Below are 16,880 nucleotides of genomic sequence, written 5' to 3' on the forward strand. Positions count from 1 at the left end.
CGTCTATTATAGCTTCCTACTTCCAGCTTACTGCCTTATAAAACTTAAGTTCAATAGGCAATAGTACATCTATAAAAATTGAGATATAGATGTTAACCGTCTATCATAACTTCCCTCTTCCAGCCTCCAGCTTCCCTCCTGTTATCCCCAAAAAATCATAAGATCCCAGCCCAATTAAGGACCAGGATCTTACTGTGAAAAACAAGGTATCTTTACATCGCAGGCCCAGCTGCGTCTTTTATTTCTTCTAATAATTTTTTGCGTTCACGAAGTCTTCTTCTTGCAATTACAGATTTACCCCCAAGAACTCTAACGAATCTAAAGTATTGGAATCGTTTGGCTCCGAAATGATGAGTAATCACATAAAGCAAAACTCCAAAACCAATAAGGATAATATATCCGAATATCTTTTTAGTAGCTACCAGAATCGCATTAAGCTGAATGGCTTTCATATTGGCCATCACATTCTGTGGAGTTACCGTCATGCCATCCATATAAACCGCAAGATCTCCTATTGCAGTAACCTGAAAACGGTACTGTAACCATGAATATAAGGTTGAAAATATACCTACTGCCAGAAATGTTCTCCAAACCAATACCAATCCGATGGCTGCCAGCATTTCATCCATTTCAAGTTTATCCAGAGTATAAAACCATACCGAGATAAACAGCGAACACATTCCATAGCCTTTTAAAAACATAGGTAAGTACCAGTTATCATAATTGAATTCCAGAACCATAGAAAAGTACAAGATAATCGCATATCCTATCATTCCTGAAAATCCTGAAAAAATATACATTTTCAATGGTTTTTCTTTTTTAAACCAAAATATAGCAATTACCCCAGCCACAATGATTCCCGGAATCATCATCATGCTCAATTTCGCATTCGTTAGCTGATCATACCCTAAAACTCCTACAGCAAAAGTATTCTGAAGAGAAGCCGTTCCTAAGAACATCCCCAGCCAGAACAGCATAAATAAACCGTTCTGCACATTACTTTTTGTAAAAATTTTAAAAGAAAGATAAGGTCTCTTTAAAGTTAACTGACGAATGGAAAGCAATGCAAAACTTACAAAAGCGGCAATACTTGAATTAATGATATTCTTTGAATTCAACCAGTCCTGTTGTCTTCCGAATGCATACACATAAGCCGAAAACATAAAGGTCGAAATGAAAAGCAGGATACTCAGCCAGTCAATATAATGCAATGGAACTTTCAGGGCAAAGTATTTGTTATGCATGAAAATCCAGTGTATCAAAGCTAAAATAAAGCATAAAACTGCTGTAAAAACATAATAATGCTGCCAATTATAAAGAAGAGCAAACTCCGCTGAATAATACACAGCCACCTGATTCATCACAAGAACAAATGTATAAAATGCTCCATAAAAAATTCCTCTGTTCCCAATCATTACCATCAATGGCAGGAAGAGTTCTATAGTTACCATCATCTTCATAAATCCTATCAGTAAAGCGGAAAAAACGAAGATCATCGGTTGTAAAGTAGTAGAATTGATGTAGCTTAGTAATCCTAAAAGAACCAATAGCAGCACCATTTTGTCTCTTACTTTAAACCTCATTTTAATTCTGATGACAACCGGCATACAGGCTCCCATTCCTATCGTGGTCGCGTAATTCGCCCACATAAAATATTCTGTCATAGCTCCGGTACCACTCACCAGAGAACTTATGTTCCCTGTATACACCCCACCAATCGGCATTACTACGGCAAGCAGCAATACAATCAGCAGGAGCTGTACGGGTTTCGGTACCCAATCGCTATATAATCCTTTGTTGTACATATTTTAGATATTAGATTACAGATATCAGATAACAGACTTTACCAATTCAGCCTTTAATCTTTATTCCACATATCAAGTCTGAAATCTGACCTCTGATATCTTTTAGTCTTTATTAATATTCACATTCATATTCATCCCTGCACTCAGTTTCTCAAGATTTTCTTTTTTATTAGAAGCAGTGAACTCTATTCTTACAGGAATTCTCTGTTGTACCTTGATGAAGTTACCGGTAGAGTTATCTGTTGGTACATTTGAATATCTTGACCCGGTCGCTGCAGAAACAGCAGTTACTACTCCTTCAAACTGCTTTCCTCCCAAAGCATCTGCCGTCATCATCATTTTCTCTCCTACTTTAATATTAGGCATTTGGCTTTCAAGGAAGTTGGCTGTTACCCATTTCTGACCGTTTAACACGATCGTTGCCACTTGCTGACCCGGTTGTATTAATTGTCCTTCCGAGATCGTTCTTCTCCCCATCACTCCATCATAAGGAGCAGTGATTACAGTATAAGAAAGATTAATTCTAGCCATATCCAACGCAGATTTTGTTCTTTTAATCTCTGCATCATTGATTCCTAGTTTGCTTTTCACTTCTGTTGTAGAAAGGTTTGCGGATTGTTTCTGATTCACTAAAGTCTCGTAGGAAGCCTTTTGAGCATCATACTCAGTTTTCACCTGATCATATTGTTGTCTTGTCACTGCCTCTGCAGATAGAAGATTTTTGTATCTGTTCAGGTTTTGCTCAGCATTCCAAAGTCTTGCTTTTGCTCCTGCAATATTGGATTCCATAACATTTACGTTATTGGAAACCGTGTTTACGGAAGAACTTGTTGCTGTTTTCTGAGCCATTGCATTTTGGTAAGCAGCTTCAGCCTGCCCTAATTGAGTAAGGATTTCACGTTCATCCAAAACAACCAATGTATCTCCTTTTTTTACTCTTTGGTGCTCAATAAATTTAATTTCTTTGATATAAGCAGAAACCCTGGTATTAATTGGGTTAATGAATTCTTCTACCTGTGCTGCTTCTGTATAGGTTTTATTCCCAATATGGAAATATTCACGGATGAGCCAGAATAATCCAAAACCGATGACCAGAAAAACGATAATATTGGAAATGATCGCTCTGATTTTATTTTTCTTGTTCTGTTTCTTTTTGCCATCTCCGCTTGGTCTTGCTGGAGTTGGTGTTGTATTTTGAGTAGTTTGTTCCTTGTTTTCCATTGTGTTGATTTCAGTTTAAAAATTAAAGAGTTCCTGTAGATTTCAAAAGGTTATAATATTGATACAAAACATTGATTTCTGCATTAGCATAATCCAGTTCTGACTGTAATTTCTGGTTCTGTGCATCAATCATTTCAGCCTGCACAGCCAATTGGTTCAGATATTTGGCTTCGGTAATTTTGTAGTTTTCCTCTGCCAGCCTTTTGGAATCATTAAGGATGTCTGCCTGCTGAATAGCTTCCTGATATTTGGTATATGCTGCATTCACACCCATATCTACATTCTGCTGTACCAAAGTCATTGCATCATTGGCCTGATTTTTCTGCAGTTCACCTAATTTTACTTTTTCTTTTGTTTTATAGAGGGTATCGATATTGTAACTAAGAGAAACTCCTGTCTGCCAGCCCCCTGAATACATATCCAAGACAGGGTTTCTCGTAGTAATTGGTCTTTGTAGTGTATATCCACCGAATCCAGCCAGAGTAGGCATATTATCGGTTTTTATAATCTCAATATTCTTATCGGCAACCGCAATATTTTTTTGTGCTGATCTCAGCATTGGATTGCTGTCGTGAGCAAGACTCATATAATAATCCATTCCGATTCCTGCTTCTTTATTTTCAAGATTTTCAGTAGGAACGATTTCTGTGTCAGAAGATAAACCTAATGTAATATTTAAATTATAATTAAGGATTTTTCTATTATTGGAAAGCGTCAGAATTCCCTGATCCAGATTTTTAAGAGCAAGCTCACCACGAATCACTTCGTTTCTGGTCACCATACCCTGCTGATAGAACTTCTGGATATTTTTAAGACGTTCCTGAGCTAACTTTTTGTTATTCTGAAATACTTCTTCCTGATTGATAATTTTATAAACATCCAGATAATTTGAAATTACTAAAAATCTCACATCCTGTTTGTTCTTTTCAAAATCCAACTCGGAAAGCTGTTCACGAAGACCTGCCATCTCAATAGATTTGTTAACCAATCCACCTTTGAAGATCAGTTGCGTTGCCTGAACTGCATACGAACTTCCATAATGAGGCATTGGAATCTTTGTAGAGTTTGAAAAATCTTTATCAATGGCTACTGCGTCACCTAAATAGAATTGGCTTGTAGAAGCTGTGATGGTTGGAAGTTTCTGAAGCTTAACAACATTGATATTTTGCTTGGCAATATCAATATTCTGAGCCGAAACCTTCAACTGCTGATGATTCTGGATAGCCAAATCGGCCACCTCACCTGCGGTCATCTGTTTTACCTGTTGCGAAAAAAACAGCGCAGGAAAAGCTGCTATCAAAACTGATAGTGCTGTTTTTATTTTCTTTGTCATTTTACCTTGTTTTACAGATGCAAAGTTAGGGCAACAACAAATTCAATCAAATGTTTGAATTCTGGAAAAAGATGTTCAAATGTAGGATTTTAGTTTTCGAACTGATGTCTGTATTGTCTTGGGCTTACTTCCAGATGTTTTTTAAAAAAGTGAGAAAATGCGTATTGATCACTAAAACCAAGGATAGAAGAAATTTCAGAGACCGGTTTACTGGAAGAGTTTAAAAGCACTTTTGCTTCGTTAATTACAATTAAAGCAATAACATGACTGGCCGTCTTCCCTGTTACTTCCTTCACTACCGACGAGAGATGTCTGGTTGTAATAGATTGCCGCTCGGCGTAAAACTCAACCGTTCTTTCGGTAAGATGATATTCGGAAAGGTCTGTCAGAAAAACGAAAACGATTTCTTCCTGTCTAGACATCTGATTCATAGAATTATTGTCTTCTTTGGAAATAATCCCTGCCATCTGATAACAGAATACAGAGAAAAGATGTTCTACCATTTCTTTTTTATAGAGCATTTCGGTTTCAGAATCAAGAATGTATTTCAGGAAGTTGACACTTTTCCACACCACCTCCATTTCATCTTCAGGAAACGGTACTCCTTTATTCATCTGTTGTCTGAAGTATCTATAAGTAATCAGTCTGTTGAATTTCAAAGACAATGCAGAGATGAATTCTCTTTTATAGGAAACCATCCTGGATTGAAAATCGTCACTCACAGCCACTACTTCATAGATAGTTTGGGGATCAGTCACCATAAACATATTGGCAGAAACCTCCAGATCACTGAAATGCTGGCGAAGTTTTATCGTCCCGGATTTAATAAAAATAAAGGCAGGATTTTCGGGCCGGAATGGTTTATCTACGGCAATTCTCTCAAAAATATTACGTTCTGTAGAGATTTCTACTCCGAACTTTTCTAAGGCAGACATAACACAAATGTAAGCAAACTTCTCACTGATTACAAAATTTTATTATTTTAGCACCAATCCAATTCCTGTCAGTATGAGAAAGGTTGATTTATTATTTGCAGAGTATAGTAAAAGCCATAGAAATGCGACTAACAAGTTCATTCATTGGTTTTGTGTGCCTTTAATCTTTTGTTCTATTCTAGGATTCATTTCCCTGATTCCTTCACCCCATTTCTGCATTTCTTACTTTGGATGCATCAGCATCATTAGTTTAATAGCCATTGTACTTATAAGCTTGTATTATATGAGATTGTCTTTGCTCATTGGGCTGATTATGATTGTTATAATGCTGTTGGCAGAACATTTCATCTACCTTACCAATATCAGCTTGAATAAACAGTCCTGGGTTATCTATCTTGGCGTTTTTGTCATTACCTGGATCTTTCAGTTTATTGGGCATAAGATTGAAGGAAAAAAGCCCTCTTTCCTGAAGGATATTCAGTTTCTATTGATTGGCCCTATCTGGCTTTTAAGTTTCGTTCTTAAAAAAACAGGGATCAGATATTAACGTCTTGGCTTATTCTTTTAAATGATTTCTGGATGTTTGCTTTTCTAAGCATGGTTTTTGATAGTATTCATGAAAAATTAACTTTCCATGAGAACGATACTATTACCTTTATTATGCCTTATTCTTATTAACTGCAGTAAACAAAAAGCTGATAAGATATTATCTGCAAATGCAGATATAGCAGAAATGATTATTGAGGATAAAGTTGCAGGCAATACTCCACCTCCACCTCCTTCTGCTGCAGAGGAACCTGATAACTCTAATGCCACAACATCTTTAAAAGATAGTATCTCCAGAAAAATCATTAAAAACGGAGAAATGAGAGTTCAGGTGGGAGATATTAAGAAAGCCCAGAGTCAGGTAAATGACATCCTGAAAAACAACAGGGCTTATATCGAGAAAGAAGAGTTCGAGAATACAGATATCAATGAAAATATGAATCTTACCATCCGGGTGCCTCATAAGAACTTTGATGCGCTTGTAAACTCATTTTCCGATGGCGTAGGTTCGGTATTGTCTAAGAATATCTCCTCCAATGATGTTACAGAGGAATATACTGATGTATCCATAAAACTGGCTAATAAAAAAATATATCTGGAAAAGTATAGGGATATGCTCAAAAGTGCTGCTACTACAAAAGATATGTTGGAAATTCAGGAAAAGATCCGGGCGTTAGAAGATGAGATTGATGTAGCTGAGGGAAGACTTCGTTTTATTGATGACCGGGTGAATTACAGCACTTTAAACCTAAGTTTATATAAAGCAAAAATAAGAAGTTCTGCCACGTCAAAAATTGGATTTGGAAGTCGCTTTGTAGATTCCCTGACGGAAGGCTGGAACAGCTTTATAGCCTTTTTATTAGGAATTATTTCCTTCTGGCCTTTCTTCTTACTCATTCCTGTTATCGTTGCTCTTTGGAGAAAATGGAAAAAGAAAAAACAATAAATTTCTTTATAAATTAACAAAGCCGAAACTCTATTGAATTTCGGCTTTTATTTTAATTTGCATATTTCGTGGGAAGATCCGGATACACATCTTTTAACGGAATCGCTTTCCCTGCTTTAGAGAGTTCGGCTTTTGGAAAAGCGTTTTTAAACAATTTAAAAGTAATCACCATAGGTTCATTCCCCTTTATCTGATTTAGCTCTTTAAAAGCATCCAAAATTTCCTGACTATCGAAAGAATAATTGCTCCCATATCTCTGTGTATTTCCCCAGTCTATTAAAAATCTATTGGGAAGATTTCTTGGCTTCACCTCTTCAAATGTTTCATCATCAGTTTTCATTGGTTTATCATCAAATGCATAAGCTGAAATCTCCGAAATTTTCTCAGCATTCTCAGTTTCAATTTTTGCTATCCATGAATATTTTTGAGTAAGAAGATCCGAATACTCTGAAACTCCTTTCAGAGAAGGAAAATCATTATATTCATCACCTGAATACTTTCTATAAACCAACATTTTTAATGTCCCCGGAAATTCTTTTGCCTGAAAATTTCCTATTACTGCTGATTCAACACTCTTACTCCCCGATTGTTCAATCTTCAAAGAGATTTTTCCTTTCGATTGAATCTCCACTCGTAAATTAGCTCCCAACGTTTTATTTTTCAAAGAACTTTTCATTTTTTCCAAAGGAAGTTTTGTATTCAGCTGATAGAACTTTTTCTCTTCAACAGAATAATATTTAATAGATAAAGAATCAGGCAGCAAATCATCCTGAGTCCAAAAATACGCAGAATCAGACCCTTTTTTTGAAACAATTAATTGAGGAGAATCGTGCTCTAATCTATTTTCAGATTGATTAAAGGTATTGATAAAAACACCATCAAGAATCTTTAGCATCCCGGATTTCTCATCTTTTGAATTCGGTTCTACGCTTATGATTTTTGCTGACCAGCTCAGTTTATCAAATTCCTTCTTTTTCACTAAAGTAATTCCATACAAAATAACCAGCAAAATAAAAACGCCTGCCAGACAAAAATTCAGATAATCTATGACCGTTTTTTTCATATTCTTAGTGGTTAAAAGATCTTCCTAATGCTCCTAAAAAACTTAACGTAATAAAGACTAGAATAGAAATACCTACCATAAAAAAAGTAAAATACTTAAATCCTTTTTTATACTTAGATTCTCCGATCAACAAAGTAAGAAAAACAGAAATTCCCGGAATAAAAAAGCAAGCAACAGCCAAGGATAGTCCATCCCCCATTTTAACCCCAAAATCTATATAATCAAGATAGTAAATAAGCAATACCTTAATACAAAACAATAGAAAAACGGTAAGAAATGGGTTATTCTTCATCATTATTTTTTTATTTTCCTAATAAGAATACGGCAGGAACTTTATGCAACTCAGGCTTTTGTTTTTGCCAGTCTTTTATTGTTTTTGTTTTGATAAATTCGTGTTCCGGATCATTGATATTGGCAGCGATACAAAGCTTGGTATTGGGAGATAAAAACTTTAAAAGGTCTTCAATAAGCTGATTATTTCTATATGGGGTTTCCATAAAGATCTGTGAATACCCTGTTTTCTGAACCAATCCTTCAAGGTTCGTCATCTGCTTCTTTTTTTCTCCTTTATCGATGGGAAGGTATCCATGGAAGGTAAATTCCTGCCCATTAAACCCACTGGATATTAAAGCCAGAATAATAGATGATGGCCCTGAGATAGGAATAACACGGATATTTTTTTCATGACACCATTTTACCATCAGGTTTCCCGGATCTGCAATACAAGGCAATCCTGCTTCTGAAAGCAATCCGAAATCCTGTCCTTTCAGCATAAGTTGTTGAGCTTCTTTAATATCGGCATTTTCCGTATACTTATCCAACAAAAATAGTTTCAGATCTGATTGTTTCTTTTCAGGAGCAAAGAATTTAACGACCTTTCTGGCGGTTTTCTCATTTTCCACAAAGAAGTAATCCGTTTGCATGATATATTCCTTAATAACAGGTGCAAAATGAGTAATAGAGGTATTTTCTGATAAGTAGGCAGGGAGTAAAAAAAGCATTGTTTTATTTTTTAGTTCTTTCGTTTAATGATGGTTGTGGGAAGTATTTTGCAAGATCCATGGAGAAGGTTACAGAGGTTATTTTCCAAATTCCGTTAATCTTCATCAGCGTCCAGATTTCTTTTCCCCAGTTTTCCATTTTTCCTTCATACCAAAAACTGTAATCGAAATTGGCAGAAGCTACCGCTCCATCTTCAACGATTTTAATATTGTCAAATTTTTCTTCAGACTTGTCGTCTTTAAAGCCTTTGATGAAAGCTTTATAATCATCAGCAAAATAATATTCTGCTTTAGGATTTTTCTCCAGACGTTTCGCCTGTGTCCTGTCTTTATAGATTCCAGTCCAGAGCACTGGTTCCTGAAATAGCGACAGGTATTGAGCTTCATTTCTTGTTTTAATACTTTCCATAAAGTCGTTCATTACTTTAAGGATTTCGTTTTCATCTTTCGTTTGAGCGAAGGAGAAATTAAAGCTTACGATGAGTAGTAATAGCAGTTTTTTCATGGTTATGTTATTAGGATTTGCTTTCTGATGGCATCACATCCTTTCTCCAAAAGCTGGAAAACATGTTCAAAATCTTGCATATCTCCCCAATAAGGATCCGGAACCTCAGCATTTTTATGATCACCTAATGCTTCTAAAAATAATGATATTTTCTGACGTTCTTCTTCATTTTTAGCTTTGGAAACAACATCTTCAAACACATCTATATCCATACAGTAGATCTTATCAAAAGTTTCATAATCTGCCCTTGTGATGGGTCTTGATTTCTGTTTGGAAATATCAACATGATGATTGGCGGCCGTTTTAATAGCTCTTTTATCAGGGTGTTTACCTTCATGCATAGAAATCGTTCCGGCGGAATCTACCACAAAATTTTCCGGCACTTTTGTTTTCATAATTCCCTCTGCTAAAGGACTTCTGCAAATATTTCCAAGGCAAACCATCAGGATTTTCATAGTCTGATATTTAATAAATTAATCGGCAATCAAAATGGATTGCTGTAACAAAACTAAATAAAAAATGAAGAATACGACTATTCTTCATTTTTAAATATTTTAGATTAAGATCATCTTACTGCTTAATTCTTTCGGTAAGATCTTTAACGTATTTCTTAATTTCTTTATCAATCTTAGAAACATCTTTGATGGTATCACAAGCATACATTACCGTAGAGTGATCTTTTCCGCCCATTTCTTCACCGATTTTAGTGAATGTGGAGTTGGTAAACTCTTTTGAGAAATACATCGCCAATTGTCTTGGTAAAGCGATCTCTCTTTTTCTTGTTTTGGATAGAAGCTGCTCTTTTTTGATTCCAAAATAGTCGCACACCACTTCCTGAATATAAGGAATATTGATGACCTTCTTTTGGTTAGCCGCAATTCTGTTGATCGTTTCCTTTAATAGCTCAAGACTTAAATCTCTCTTGTATACTGTAGAATAGGCAATTACTGAGTTGATAACTCCAATCAATTCTCTTACGTTTGTTTTTGTTTCAACCGCAAGGAAATCAAGCATATCTCCTGGAAGAACGATTCCGTCTCTGCTTAATTTATCTTCAATGATCTGTCTTCTTGTAGATAAATCCGGAGATTTGATTTCTGCAGAAAGTCCCCATTTGAAACGAGAACAATTCTGTCCTGAATATCCATAATGTCTGCTGGTGCTTTATCGGAAGTAAGAATGATCTGTTTTCCATTTTGATGCAAGTGATCAAAAATGTGGAAGAAACTATCTTGAGTAGCTGATTTTCCTGATAAGAATTGAATATCATCAATAATCAGGACATCTACCATTTGATAGAAATTTGCAAATTCTGTTTGCTTATGTGCTTTTGCCGCAGAAATAAACTGCTGGATGAATTTTTCTGAAGATAAATAAAGAACTACTTTGTCTGGAAACTGATTTTTTACTTCAAGACCAACTGCCTGACCTAAGTGAGTTTTTCCAACACCATACCCGCCATATAAGAATAAAGGGTTGAATGCGGTAGCTCCCGGTCTTTTAGCAATAGATCTTGCCACGGTAGCTGCAAATTTATTACTTTCTCCTTCTACATAACTATCAAAAGAATAGTCTGGTTTCAGATTAGAATCAATATTTACTTTTCTAATTCCAGGGACCACGAAAGGGTTTACAATATTAGCTGAGAATCCTTGTGGCATTGTTTCCTGTGTTTTTGGAGTAGGAACACTTTGTCCCTTCATGTTCATGGTAACCGGCTTTTCTTCACCTTTTGGTCTGTTTTCCATTACAGAATACCATAACTTCACTCCTTTTCCTACATTTTTCTTCAGGGCAGCAGAAAGTAAGGACAAGTAATTATCCTCTATGTATTCCTTGTAAAAATCGCTCGGTACGATAAGTGTAAGGTTATTAGCTACTAATGAAAGTGGCTGTACCTTATCAAATAACATATCGAAAGATTTTTCAAGTTTTTTCAGGTCAGAATTATCTTCAGCTGCGTTCAGGTTATCGCGCATAAACTGAAGGCATTTCTGCCATATCATCATTAAATTGTCATCCATTTTTATGCCCTGATTATTCTTTTGTTTGTACTGTTTTTAGAAGGGAGACAAAGGTCTAATTTTTTCTTTTTAAAAAATAATATTGCGGGTATTGATTATTTAAAAATATATTTGTATGTATAATTTAAGACCTAAAATGATACACACAACACACTCAATACGAGTACGTTACGCAGAAACAGACCCTATGAAATATGTATACTACGGTAACTACGCTGAGTACCTTGAAGTTGCCCGGGTTGAACTCTTCAGAAACATAGGAATTTCATACGATGAAATTGAGAACCAAGGAATTTGGCTTCCTGTTTCGGAGTACAAATTAAGTATATTCGCCCAGCTTTGTATGACCAAATTCTAGAAATTCATACTTATATTAAAAAAATCCCCGGAGTAAAAATTGAATTTGAATATGAAATTTACAATGAAGAGCATATTAAAATTACGGAAGCCTCTACTACCCTCTTCTTTTTAAATGCCCAAACTAATAAAATCATGAAGTGTCCGGATTTTCTAATGGAAATAATTGAAGCAAACTGGAAGAACACACCAAAAGATGCATGATAAGCGATTGAGGTAGAAAGCATAGAACTTGGAAATGGAAACCCTTCATCATTAACCATTAACTATTGCCTCAGAACCTCATCTATTTACTAATTAATTCGCACCTTTGCACTTGTATTAACCCATACTTATATCAATATTATGAAGATTGCATTTTTGGGGCCTCATGCCAGCTTTACTCAACTTGCCGCTGCACAACTTTTTCCTAATGACGAGCTTTTACCACAAGCCAGCATCCTGGATTGTTTTGGTGCAGTAGAAAGCGGAGAAGCTCTCAAGGCTGTTGTTCCTTTGGAAAACTCCATAGAAGGCACTGTATCAATGACGCTGGATTATTTGTATAAGACCCCGTCTATTAAAATTGAAGCAGAGGCTGTAATGCCCATTGCTCATCACCTGATGATTCATCCTGAAAATTCTATTGAGGAAATCGAAAGGATTTATTCACACCCACAAGCGCTCGCTCAGAGTTTTCATTTTTTAGATACCCATTATAAAGGAATTCCTAAACAGGATATTTCTTCTACAGCTGCTGCTGCTAAATTTGTTTCGGAGAATAAAGATTCCAAAATAGCTGCAGTAGCCAATCAATTTGCCGCTAATTTATATGGATTAAATATCGTCAACCGCAATATTCAGGATTTTGAACAAAATCACACCCGGTTTATCATTATTTCTAAACAACAAAATAAATATGATAACAGCCAACTGGAAACATTAGGCGAGAAATCCGGGATGCTTATTACCCTTCCTGAGGATCATCCTGGAGGACTACACCAGGTTTTATCGGTTTTTGCATGGAGAAAGATGAACCTCAGCAAAATTGAATCCAGAACATTAAAGACCGGATTGGGTAATTATTTCTTTTTTATTAATGTAGAAGGCCCTTGGGAAGATGTACTTCACGGGAATGCATTAAAGGAACTTGAATCTATCAAAGCAGATGTTGATTTTCTTGGAAATTATAAAGAATTCCTTTTAGAAAGCTAAAAAAAATACATATCAACTTAAAAGCACTGTTACTACAACAGTGCTTTTTTTATGTGAAATATAGTAAAAAAACAATTCATTACCCCTCGATATCCTATTGACAAGTATCAATAACTCCAAATAATAACCCACAATAGGGGGAAATTTTATTTTCTCAAAAACCTCATATACACTAGCTTAACAAAAATGGAATAAAAATAACTCGTAATTAAAATATGTAACAATATACATTAAAATACAAACATACGTTTAAAAATATTACATCATATTAACATTAAAAGTGAAAATTTCATAATGCAGAGTATAATATTTTTGTATCTTTGTTAGCAACTAAATAAAAATCTTGATCATGAAAACTAAACTTTACAGCCTAGTATTAGCGTGTGCAACGTTGCCACTGTTTTCCCAAGTAGGAATTAATACTTCTGCTCCAACAGCAACGTTGGACGTTAATGGAAATATGAGAGTTCGAAATACACCAGCCGCTACCACAGTACCTGGATACCAGCTTCTAGTTCAGGATAATTCAAGCACAGAAGTATTTGCAATGGATCCACAATTGTTAATAGGGGCTGCTAATGTAAATTCAGGCATGTATTCTGCTAAAAATCAACAGGAATAAGCCTTGTAAATGTTTCGCTTTTTCCAGCAACCTTCAAACCAGTCAATTTCCTGACAGCAGAAAGAACAATAGGATCAGCAGCTATGTTTTCTGATTCAGACAGTTCATTTATTATTCCATCTACAGGAGTGTATATGTTAGGATATACTTTCAGATACGGAACAGGATTACAGGCAGATCTTCTTGTAAATGGTTATGGTATTGGAATAGCAAGAACAAGAAGTGGAGTGGGTACAGTTATTGACACCCGAGCGTTTTCAGGTCTTGACTTACTTGTAGCTAAGTTAACACTATCTGAAGCCAGTATCAATTCATTATATTCCTTTCAGGCCGGAGATAAAGTAAGTTTTGGTCTCACAGGAAGCAACGTTTTATCATTATCGATTGCGGGCTCCAGTGTTTCTTCTTTCTATATCTATAAAGTCTCTAATTAATAAGAACATATTGTTAGTTATCTATATCGTTAGCCCATCGCAGTATTGTGATGGGCTAATTTTTTAATGCCATTTTAAAATTCTTTATATTTGATGAAAACTATATAATGAATGAGTATTTTGCAGTTATCCTAATTATAGTCATTGCCATTATTTTCAATAACCTGAACACGAAGATCCGGAAACTTGAAAAAGAGGTATCAGACCTCAATTCCAAAATCAATAAAAAAGCACCACATACTGAGATACCCCAGGAAGCTCCTCTTGCAAAAGAAACTATTATTCCGTCACAAACACAAATTCACGAACCTCAGAGAGAAACCATCACTCCGGATGAAAATACGGAACACGCACCACTCATTCAAAAAGACTGGTTACATCCTGTTTTTGAATTTTTAAAACAAAATATTCTTACCGTTATTGGGATTTTCACCTTAGTACTTGGGATTGGTTACTTTGTAAAATATGCTATTGACAAAAACTGGATCGGAGAAACTGCAAGAGCAGGAATTGGTCTTTGTACCGGAACAATCATTATACTTGTTGGGCATTTCCTCAGAAAGAATTATAAGACGTTTGCCTCCATTATTACAGGAGGCGGAATTGCCGTTTTATATTTCACAACCACCATCGCCTTTCAGGAATATCATCTCTTCACTCAAAATACCGCTTTTGTCATCACTTCAGTGATCACAGCCATTTCCATTATCTTATCTTACTATTATAAAAGTGAAGTTTTGATCATTTTTTCATTGATAGGAGGTTTCACAGCCCCATTGATGATCAGCACAGGAGAAAGCAACTACTTGTTTCTTTTCACTTACCTCACTCTATTAAATATCGGAATGTTGGCTGTTGCTTTTCTTCAGCATTGGAAAAGCGTGGGCTGGACTGCCTATGTATTTACCAGTATCTATCTTTTTTACTGGACTGTAGATTTTCCTGAGCTTTTAAGCGTTACTTTTTACCTTATCAGCTATGTTATTTTTTACATTTTTGCCCTACTCGATTATTTCAGGAAAGACCAACTTTCCGTTTATGATATTCTCATGCTGGCTTTAATCAATTGCTCAAGTGTTATCGGGTTAACTTATATCTTTAATGAATTGCAGTATGAACCTGTTATTATCTTCCCACTTATTTTTGCATTGGTAAATACCATTCTCCTATTCAGAGAATATGGAAAACGCAATTTCGGAACTTCTTTTTCTGTGTTTGCCGGAATTACAGTGAGTCTGATTACTATAGCTGTTGCTTTACAGTTTAAAACACATCTCATCACCAGTGTTTGGGCGATAGAAGCCTCCCTACTCCTTTTCATATGGAAAAAGACCGGTCACAAAATCTTTAAAACATGTTTTCATGTTCTTTTCCCATTGGTCATTTTCGCTCAGATCATTACCTGGTGCGAATATTTCAACGCGAAGGATCTCAACATCATTTTCAATCCGGTATTTTTAACAAGCCTTGTCACTATTGTTTCAACAGGGATTAATTTATATCTATTAAAAAACAACAATAAAGAAACAAACACAGAGATTAATCCTTTTTTCGAGGATCTTATTACATTAGCAAGTTATGGAGTAATCTATACTGCTGTTCTTTTAGAAATCATCTACCATATTAATGATATGCCATGGGCTGTAATAACTAGCGTAGGATTATTATACAGCATCTTTATATTTTCATTTTATTGCTGTTCAGAAAAAAACTGAGTATTGCCAATGACCTTGAAACTGGACTGATCTATCTTTTCATGATTCTTATTATGATTAATATTTCCGTTTCTACCTCATCAATCGTTACTGATATTTTATCAAAACAACTTCAGAACAGTTTTTACTTATTGCATTTACTTCAATGGATTCCTTTTATATATGTATCTGTAAAAATAATTCCTGATACAAAATTCCACCAATCGAAAATATCCTATTGGATTATTTCCCTTGCCTTTATTGTTTCAGTCAGTTGTGAACTTCATCATTTATATGTTTTAATCGTTTCTAAAGACCTACCAGATTCTTATGCTGCAAAAAATCATTTTAATATTCTTTATTTGCCTATTATCTGGACGATTCTTGCCAGCCTATTTATCTATATCGGATTAAAAAGAAATATTCAGGAATACAATAAAGTTGGCTTTGCTTTGATTGGATTGATGGTTGTAAAACTTTATGGTTATGATGTTTGGCAAATGGATAATATCTCAAGGATCAGTGCATTTATTGCCCTTGGAATTATTTTACTATTGAGTTCATTTACTTTTCAGCGCCTTAAAAACATCATCAAAAACATGGTTGATAAAAAAGAAGAAAACCAAAGAAATCAGGATTTATAATTGGATTAAATGTTTTTATTTCTAAATAAAATGTAAAACATTTCAATATTTAATTCACATTTTATAAAAAATAACTATATTTATCACGTTTTTAACAGTTACATATTCTGATTATGAAAAAATTACTCTACTCTTTTTTAATACTGTCTTCTGCAACTTTATTTGCACAAAAAAAGCTTGCAGTTGCCAATAATACGATTGGAACAGAAGACCTGTTCAAATCGAAAGGCACCCACATGCAGGTTGTGAAAACATATACTACTTCAGCCAGCCTTCCTGCCAATTTGAAAAAATACAGCTCTGTTTTTACAAACGGAGTTACTGAGTATAAATTCACCAAAGGTCCTAATACGTTTGATGTGATCACATTAGCTGTCCTGAACGAGCAAAGTGGCATTCCTAGCAACAATTCTGTTTTTATTGATGGTAATGAATTTACCGATTCATCTACTAAAATATTTCCGAAAATTGTAGCTAAGACTGAGATCAAAAATTATAACGGAAAGCCTACTTTCTATATTTATACAACCAAGTAATTTTTAACAATACAAAAAAG

Annotated in this window: 17 protein-coding genes and 2 pseudogenes; 9 read left to right on the plus strand and 10 right to left on the minus strand. The window is 35.1% G+C overall.

What is annotated here, in order from left to right; all coding sequences use genetic code 11:
• Positions 1-212: 212 nt before the first annotated feature.
• The 4 genes from QWZ06_RS17355 to QWZ06_RS17370 all read right to left on the minus strand — a co-directional run bounded on the left by QWZ06_RS17355 (position 213) and on the right by QWZ06_RS17370 (position 5,294).
• Positions 213-1,805, minus strand: a complete 1,593-nt coding sequence (locus tag QWZ06_RS17355) for an MFS transporter (RefSeq protein WP_290299918.1) — start codon at positions 1,803-1,805, stop codon at positions 213-215.
• 102 nt (positions 1,806-1,907) lie between these two features.
• Positions 1,908-3,026, minus strand: a complete 1,119-nt coding sequence (locus QWZ06_RS17360) for an HlyD family secretion protein (protein WP_290299920.1) — start codon at positions 3,024-3,026, stop codon at positions 1,908-1,910.
• A gap of 22 nt (positions 3,027-3,048) precedes the next feature.
• Positions 3,049-4,359 (minus strand): TolC family protein, encoded by a 1,311-nt coding sequence (locus QWZ06_RS17365; RefSeq protein WP_290299921.1) that lies wholly within the window; start codon positions 4,357-4,359, stop codon positions 3,049-3,051.
• A gap of 89 nt (positions 4,360-4,448) precedes the next feature.
• Positions 4,449-5,294 (minus strand): helix-turn-helix domain-containing protein, encoded by an 846-nt coding sequence (locus QWZ06_RS17370; RefSeq protein WP_290299922.1) that lies wholly within the window; start codon positions 5,292-5,294, stop codon positions 4,449-4,451.
• A 73-nt stretch (positions 5,295-5,367) separates the two neighbouring features.
• Here QWZ06_RS17370 and QWZ06_RS17375 point away from each other — a divergent pair, with 73 nt between their 5' ends.
• Positions 5,368-5,841, plus strand: a complete 474-nt coding sequence (locus QWZ06_RS17375) for an Mpo1 family 2-hydroxy fatty acid dioxygenase (RefSeq protein ID WP_290299924.1) — start codon at positions 5,368-5,370, stop codon at positions 5,839-5,841.
• An 87-nt stretch (positions 5,842-5,928) separates the two neighbouring features.
• The gene (locus QWZ06_RS17380; protein ID WP_290299925.1) at positions 5,929-6,786 is read left to right on the plus strand and encodes a DUF4349 domain-containing protein; all 858 of its coding nucleotides are present in this window, start codon (positions 5,929-5,931) and stop codon (positions 6,784-6,786) included.
• A gap of 52 nt (positions 6,787-6,838) precedes the next feature.
• Here the strand turns inward: QWZ06_RS17380 and QWZ06_RS17385 are convergent, their stop codons facing one another.
• The 6 genes and pseudogenes from QWZ06_RS17385 to dnaA all read right to left on the minus strand — a co-directional run bounded on the left by QWZ06_RS17385 (position 6,839) and on the right by dnaA (position 11,379).
• Positions 6,839-7,849, minus strand: coding sequence for a hypothetical protein (locus QWZ06_RS17385; protein WP_290299926.1), 1,011 nt, complete (start codon positions 7,847-7,849; stop codon positions 6,839-6,841).
• A 4-nt stretch (positions 7,850-7,853) separates the two neighbouring features.
• The gene (locus QWZ06_RS17390; RefSeq protein ID WP_290299928.1) at positions 7,854-8,144 is read right to left on the minus strand and encodes a hypothetical protein; all 291 of its coding nucleotides are present in this window, start codon (positions 8,142-8,144) and stop codon (positions 7,854-7,856) included.
• Between the two features lie 7 nt (positions 8,145-8,151).
• Complete coding sequence (locus QWZ06_RS17395) at positions 8,152-8,850, minus strand: SAM-dependent methyltransferase (protein ID WP_290299930.1); 699 nt, start codon at positions 8,848-8,850, stop codon at positions 8,152-8,154.
• Positions 8,851-8,854: 4 nt separating this feature from the next.
• Positions 8,855-9,355, minus strand: a complete 501-nt coding sequence (locus QWZ06_RS17400; protein WP_290299932.1) for a nuclear transport factor 2 family protein — start codon at positions 9,353-9,355, stop codon at positions 8,855-8,857.
• A 2-nt stretch (positions 9,356-9,357) separates the two neighbouring features.
• Positions 9,358-9,810, minus strand: a complete 453-nt coding sequence (locus QWZ06_RS17405; RefSeq protein ID WP_290299934.1) for a low molecular weight protein-tyrosine-phosphatase — start codon at positions 9,808-9,810, stop codon at positions 9,358-9,360.
• 115 nt (positions 9,811-9,925) lie between these two features.
• Positions 9,926-11,379 (minus strand): annotated as a pseudogene (gene dnaA / locus QWZ06_RS17410) (chromosomal replication initiator protein DnaA).
• Between the two features lie 136 nt (positions 11,380-11,515).
• Between dnaA and QWZ06_RS17415 the strand changes: the two are divergent.
• The 7 genes and pseudogenes from QWZ06_RS17415 to QWZ06_RS17445 all read left to right on the plus strand — a co-directional run bounded on the left by QWZ06_RS17415 (position 11,516) and on the right by QWZ06_RS17445 (position 16,860).
• Positions 11,516-11,940, plus strand: a pseudogene (locus QWZ06_RS17415) (acyl-CoA thioesterase).
• A 141-nt stretch (positions 11,941-12,081) separates the two neighbouring features.
• Positions 12,082-12,930: a prephenate dehydratase gene (pheA, locus tag QWZ06_RS17420; RefSeq protein WP_290299936.1), complete on the plus strand. Its 849-nt coding sequence runs from the start codon at positions 12,082-12,084 to the stop codon at positions 12,928-12,930.
• Positions 12,931-13,279: 349 nt separating this feature from the next.
• The gene (locus QWZ06_RS17425; RefSeq protein ID WP_290299938.1) at positions 13,280-13,552 is read left to right on the plus strand and encodes a hypothetical protein; all 273 of its coding nucleotides are present in this window, start codon (positions 13,280-13,282) and stop codon (positions 13,550-13,552) included.
• Between the two features lie 83 nt (positions 13,553-13,635).
• A complete protein-coding gene (locus tag QWZ06_RS17430; RefSeq protein WP_290299940.1) occupies positions 13,636-13,986 on the plus strand; it encodes a hypothetical protein in 351 nt (116 codons plus the stop codon).
• Between the two features lie 107 nt (positions 13,987-14,093).
• On the plus strand, positions 14,094-15,701 hold the full coding sequence (locus tag QWZ06_RS17435; RefSeq protein ID WP_290299941.1) for a DUF2339 domain-containing protein: 1,608 nt from the start codon (positions 14,094-14,096) through the stop codon (positions 15,699-15,701).
• Positions 15,680-16,324, plus strand: coding sequence for a DUF2339 domain-containing protein (locus tag QWZ06_RS17440; protein WP_290299942.1), 645 nt, complete (start codon positions 15,680-15,682; stop codon positions 16,322-16,324). Before QWZ06_RS17435 ends, QWZ06_RS17440 begins: the two co-directional genes overlap by 22 nt.
• Before the next feature lie 113 nt (positions 16,325-16,437).
• On the plus strand, positions 16,438-16,860 hold the full coding sequence (locus tag QWZ06_RS17445; RefSeq protein WP_290299944.1) for a hypothetical protein: 423 nt from the start codon (positions 16,438-16,440) through the stop codon (positions 16,858-16,860).
• Positions 16,861-16,880: the final 20 nt, after the last annotated feature.

The organism is Chryseobacterium tructae, from assembly GCF_030409875.1.
Lineage (GTDB): Bacteria > Bacteroidota > Bacteroidia > Flavobacteriales > Weeksellaceae > Chryseobacterium > Chryseobacterium tructae.

Bases quoted from the DNA above. Each gene is read 5' to 3' on its own strand.
- QWZ06_RS17355 (WP_290299918.1), bottom strand. From the start codon at position 1,805: ATGTACAACAAAGGATTATATAGCGATTGGGTACCGAAACCCGTACAG.
- QWZ06_RS17360 (WP_290299920.1), bottom strand. From the start codon at position 3,026: ATGGAAAACAAGGAACAAACTACTCAAAATACAACACCAACTCCAGCA.
- QWZ06_RS17365 (WP_290299921.1), bottom strand. From the start codon at position 4,359: ATGACAAAGAAAATAAAAACAGCACTATCAGTTTTGATAGCAGCTTTT.
- QWZ06_RS17370 (WP_290299922.1), bottom strand. From the start codon at position 5,294: ATGTCTGCCTTAGAAAAGTTCGGAGTAGAAATCTCTACAGAACGTAAT.
- QWZ06_RS17375 (WP_290299924.1), top strand. From the start codon at position 5,368: ATGAGAAAGGTTGATTTATTATTTGCAGAGTATAGTAAAAGCCATAGA.
- QWZ06_RS17380 (WP_290299925.1), top strand. From the start codon at position 5,929: ATGAGAACGATACTATTACCTTTATTATGCCTTATTCTTATTAACTGC.
- QWZ06_RS17385 (WP_290299926.1), bottom strand. From the start codon at position 7,849: ATGAAAAAAACGGTCATAGATTATCTGAATTTTTGTCTGGCAGGCGTT.
- QWZ06_RS17390 (WP_290299928.1), bottom strand. From the start codon at position 8,144: ATGATGAAGAATAACCCATTTCTTACCGTTTTTCTATTGTTTTGTATT.
- QWZ06_RS17395 (WP_290299930.1), bottom strand. From the start codon at position 8,850: ATGCTTTTTTTACTCCCTGCCTACTTATCAGAAAATACCTCTATTACT.
- QWZ06_RS17400 (WP_290299932.1), bottom strand. From the start codon at position 9,355: ATGAAAAAACTGCTATTACTACTCATCGTAAGCTTTAATTTCTCCTTC.
- QWZ06_RS17405 (WP_290299934.1), bottom strand. From the start codon at position 9,810: ATGAAAATCCTGATGGTTTGCCTTGGAAATATTTGCAGAAGTCCTTTA.
- pheA (WP_290299936.1), top strand. From the start codon at position 12,082: ATGAAGATTGCATTTTTGGGGCCTCATGCCAGCTTTACTCAACTTGCC.
- QWZ06_RS17425 (WP_290299938.1), top strand. From the start codon at position 13,280: ATGAAAACTAAACTTTACAGCCTAGTATTAGCGTGTGCAACGTTGCCA.
- QWZ06_RS17430 (WP_290299940.1), top strand. From the start codon at position 13,636: ATGTTTTCTGATTCAGACAGTTCATTTATTATTCCATCTACAGGAGTG.
- QWZ06_RS17435 (WP_290299941.1), top strand. From the start codon at position 14,094: ATGAATGAGTATTTTGCAGTTATCCTAATTATAGTCATTGCCATTATT.
- QWZ06_RS17445 (WP_290299944.1), top strand. From the start codon at position 16,438: ATGAAAAAATTACTCTACTCTTTTTTAATACTGTCTTCTGCAACTTTA.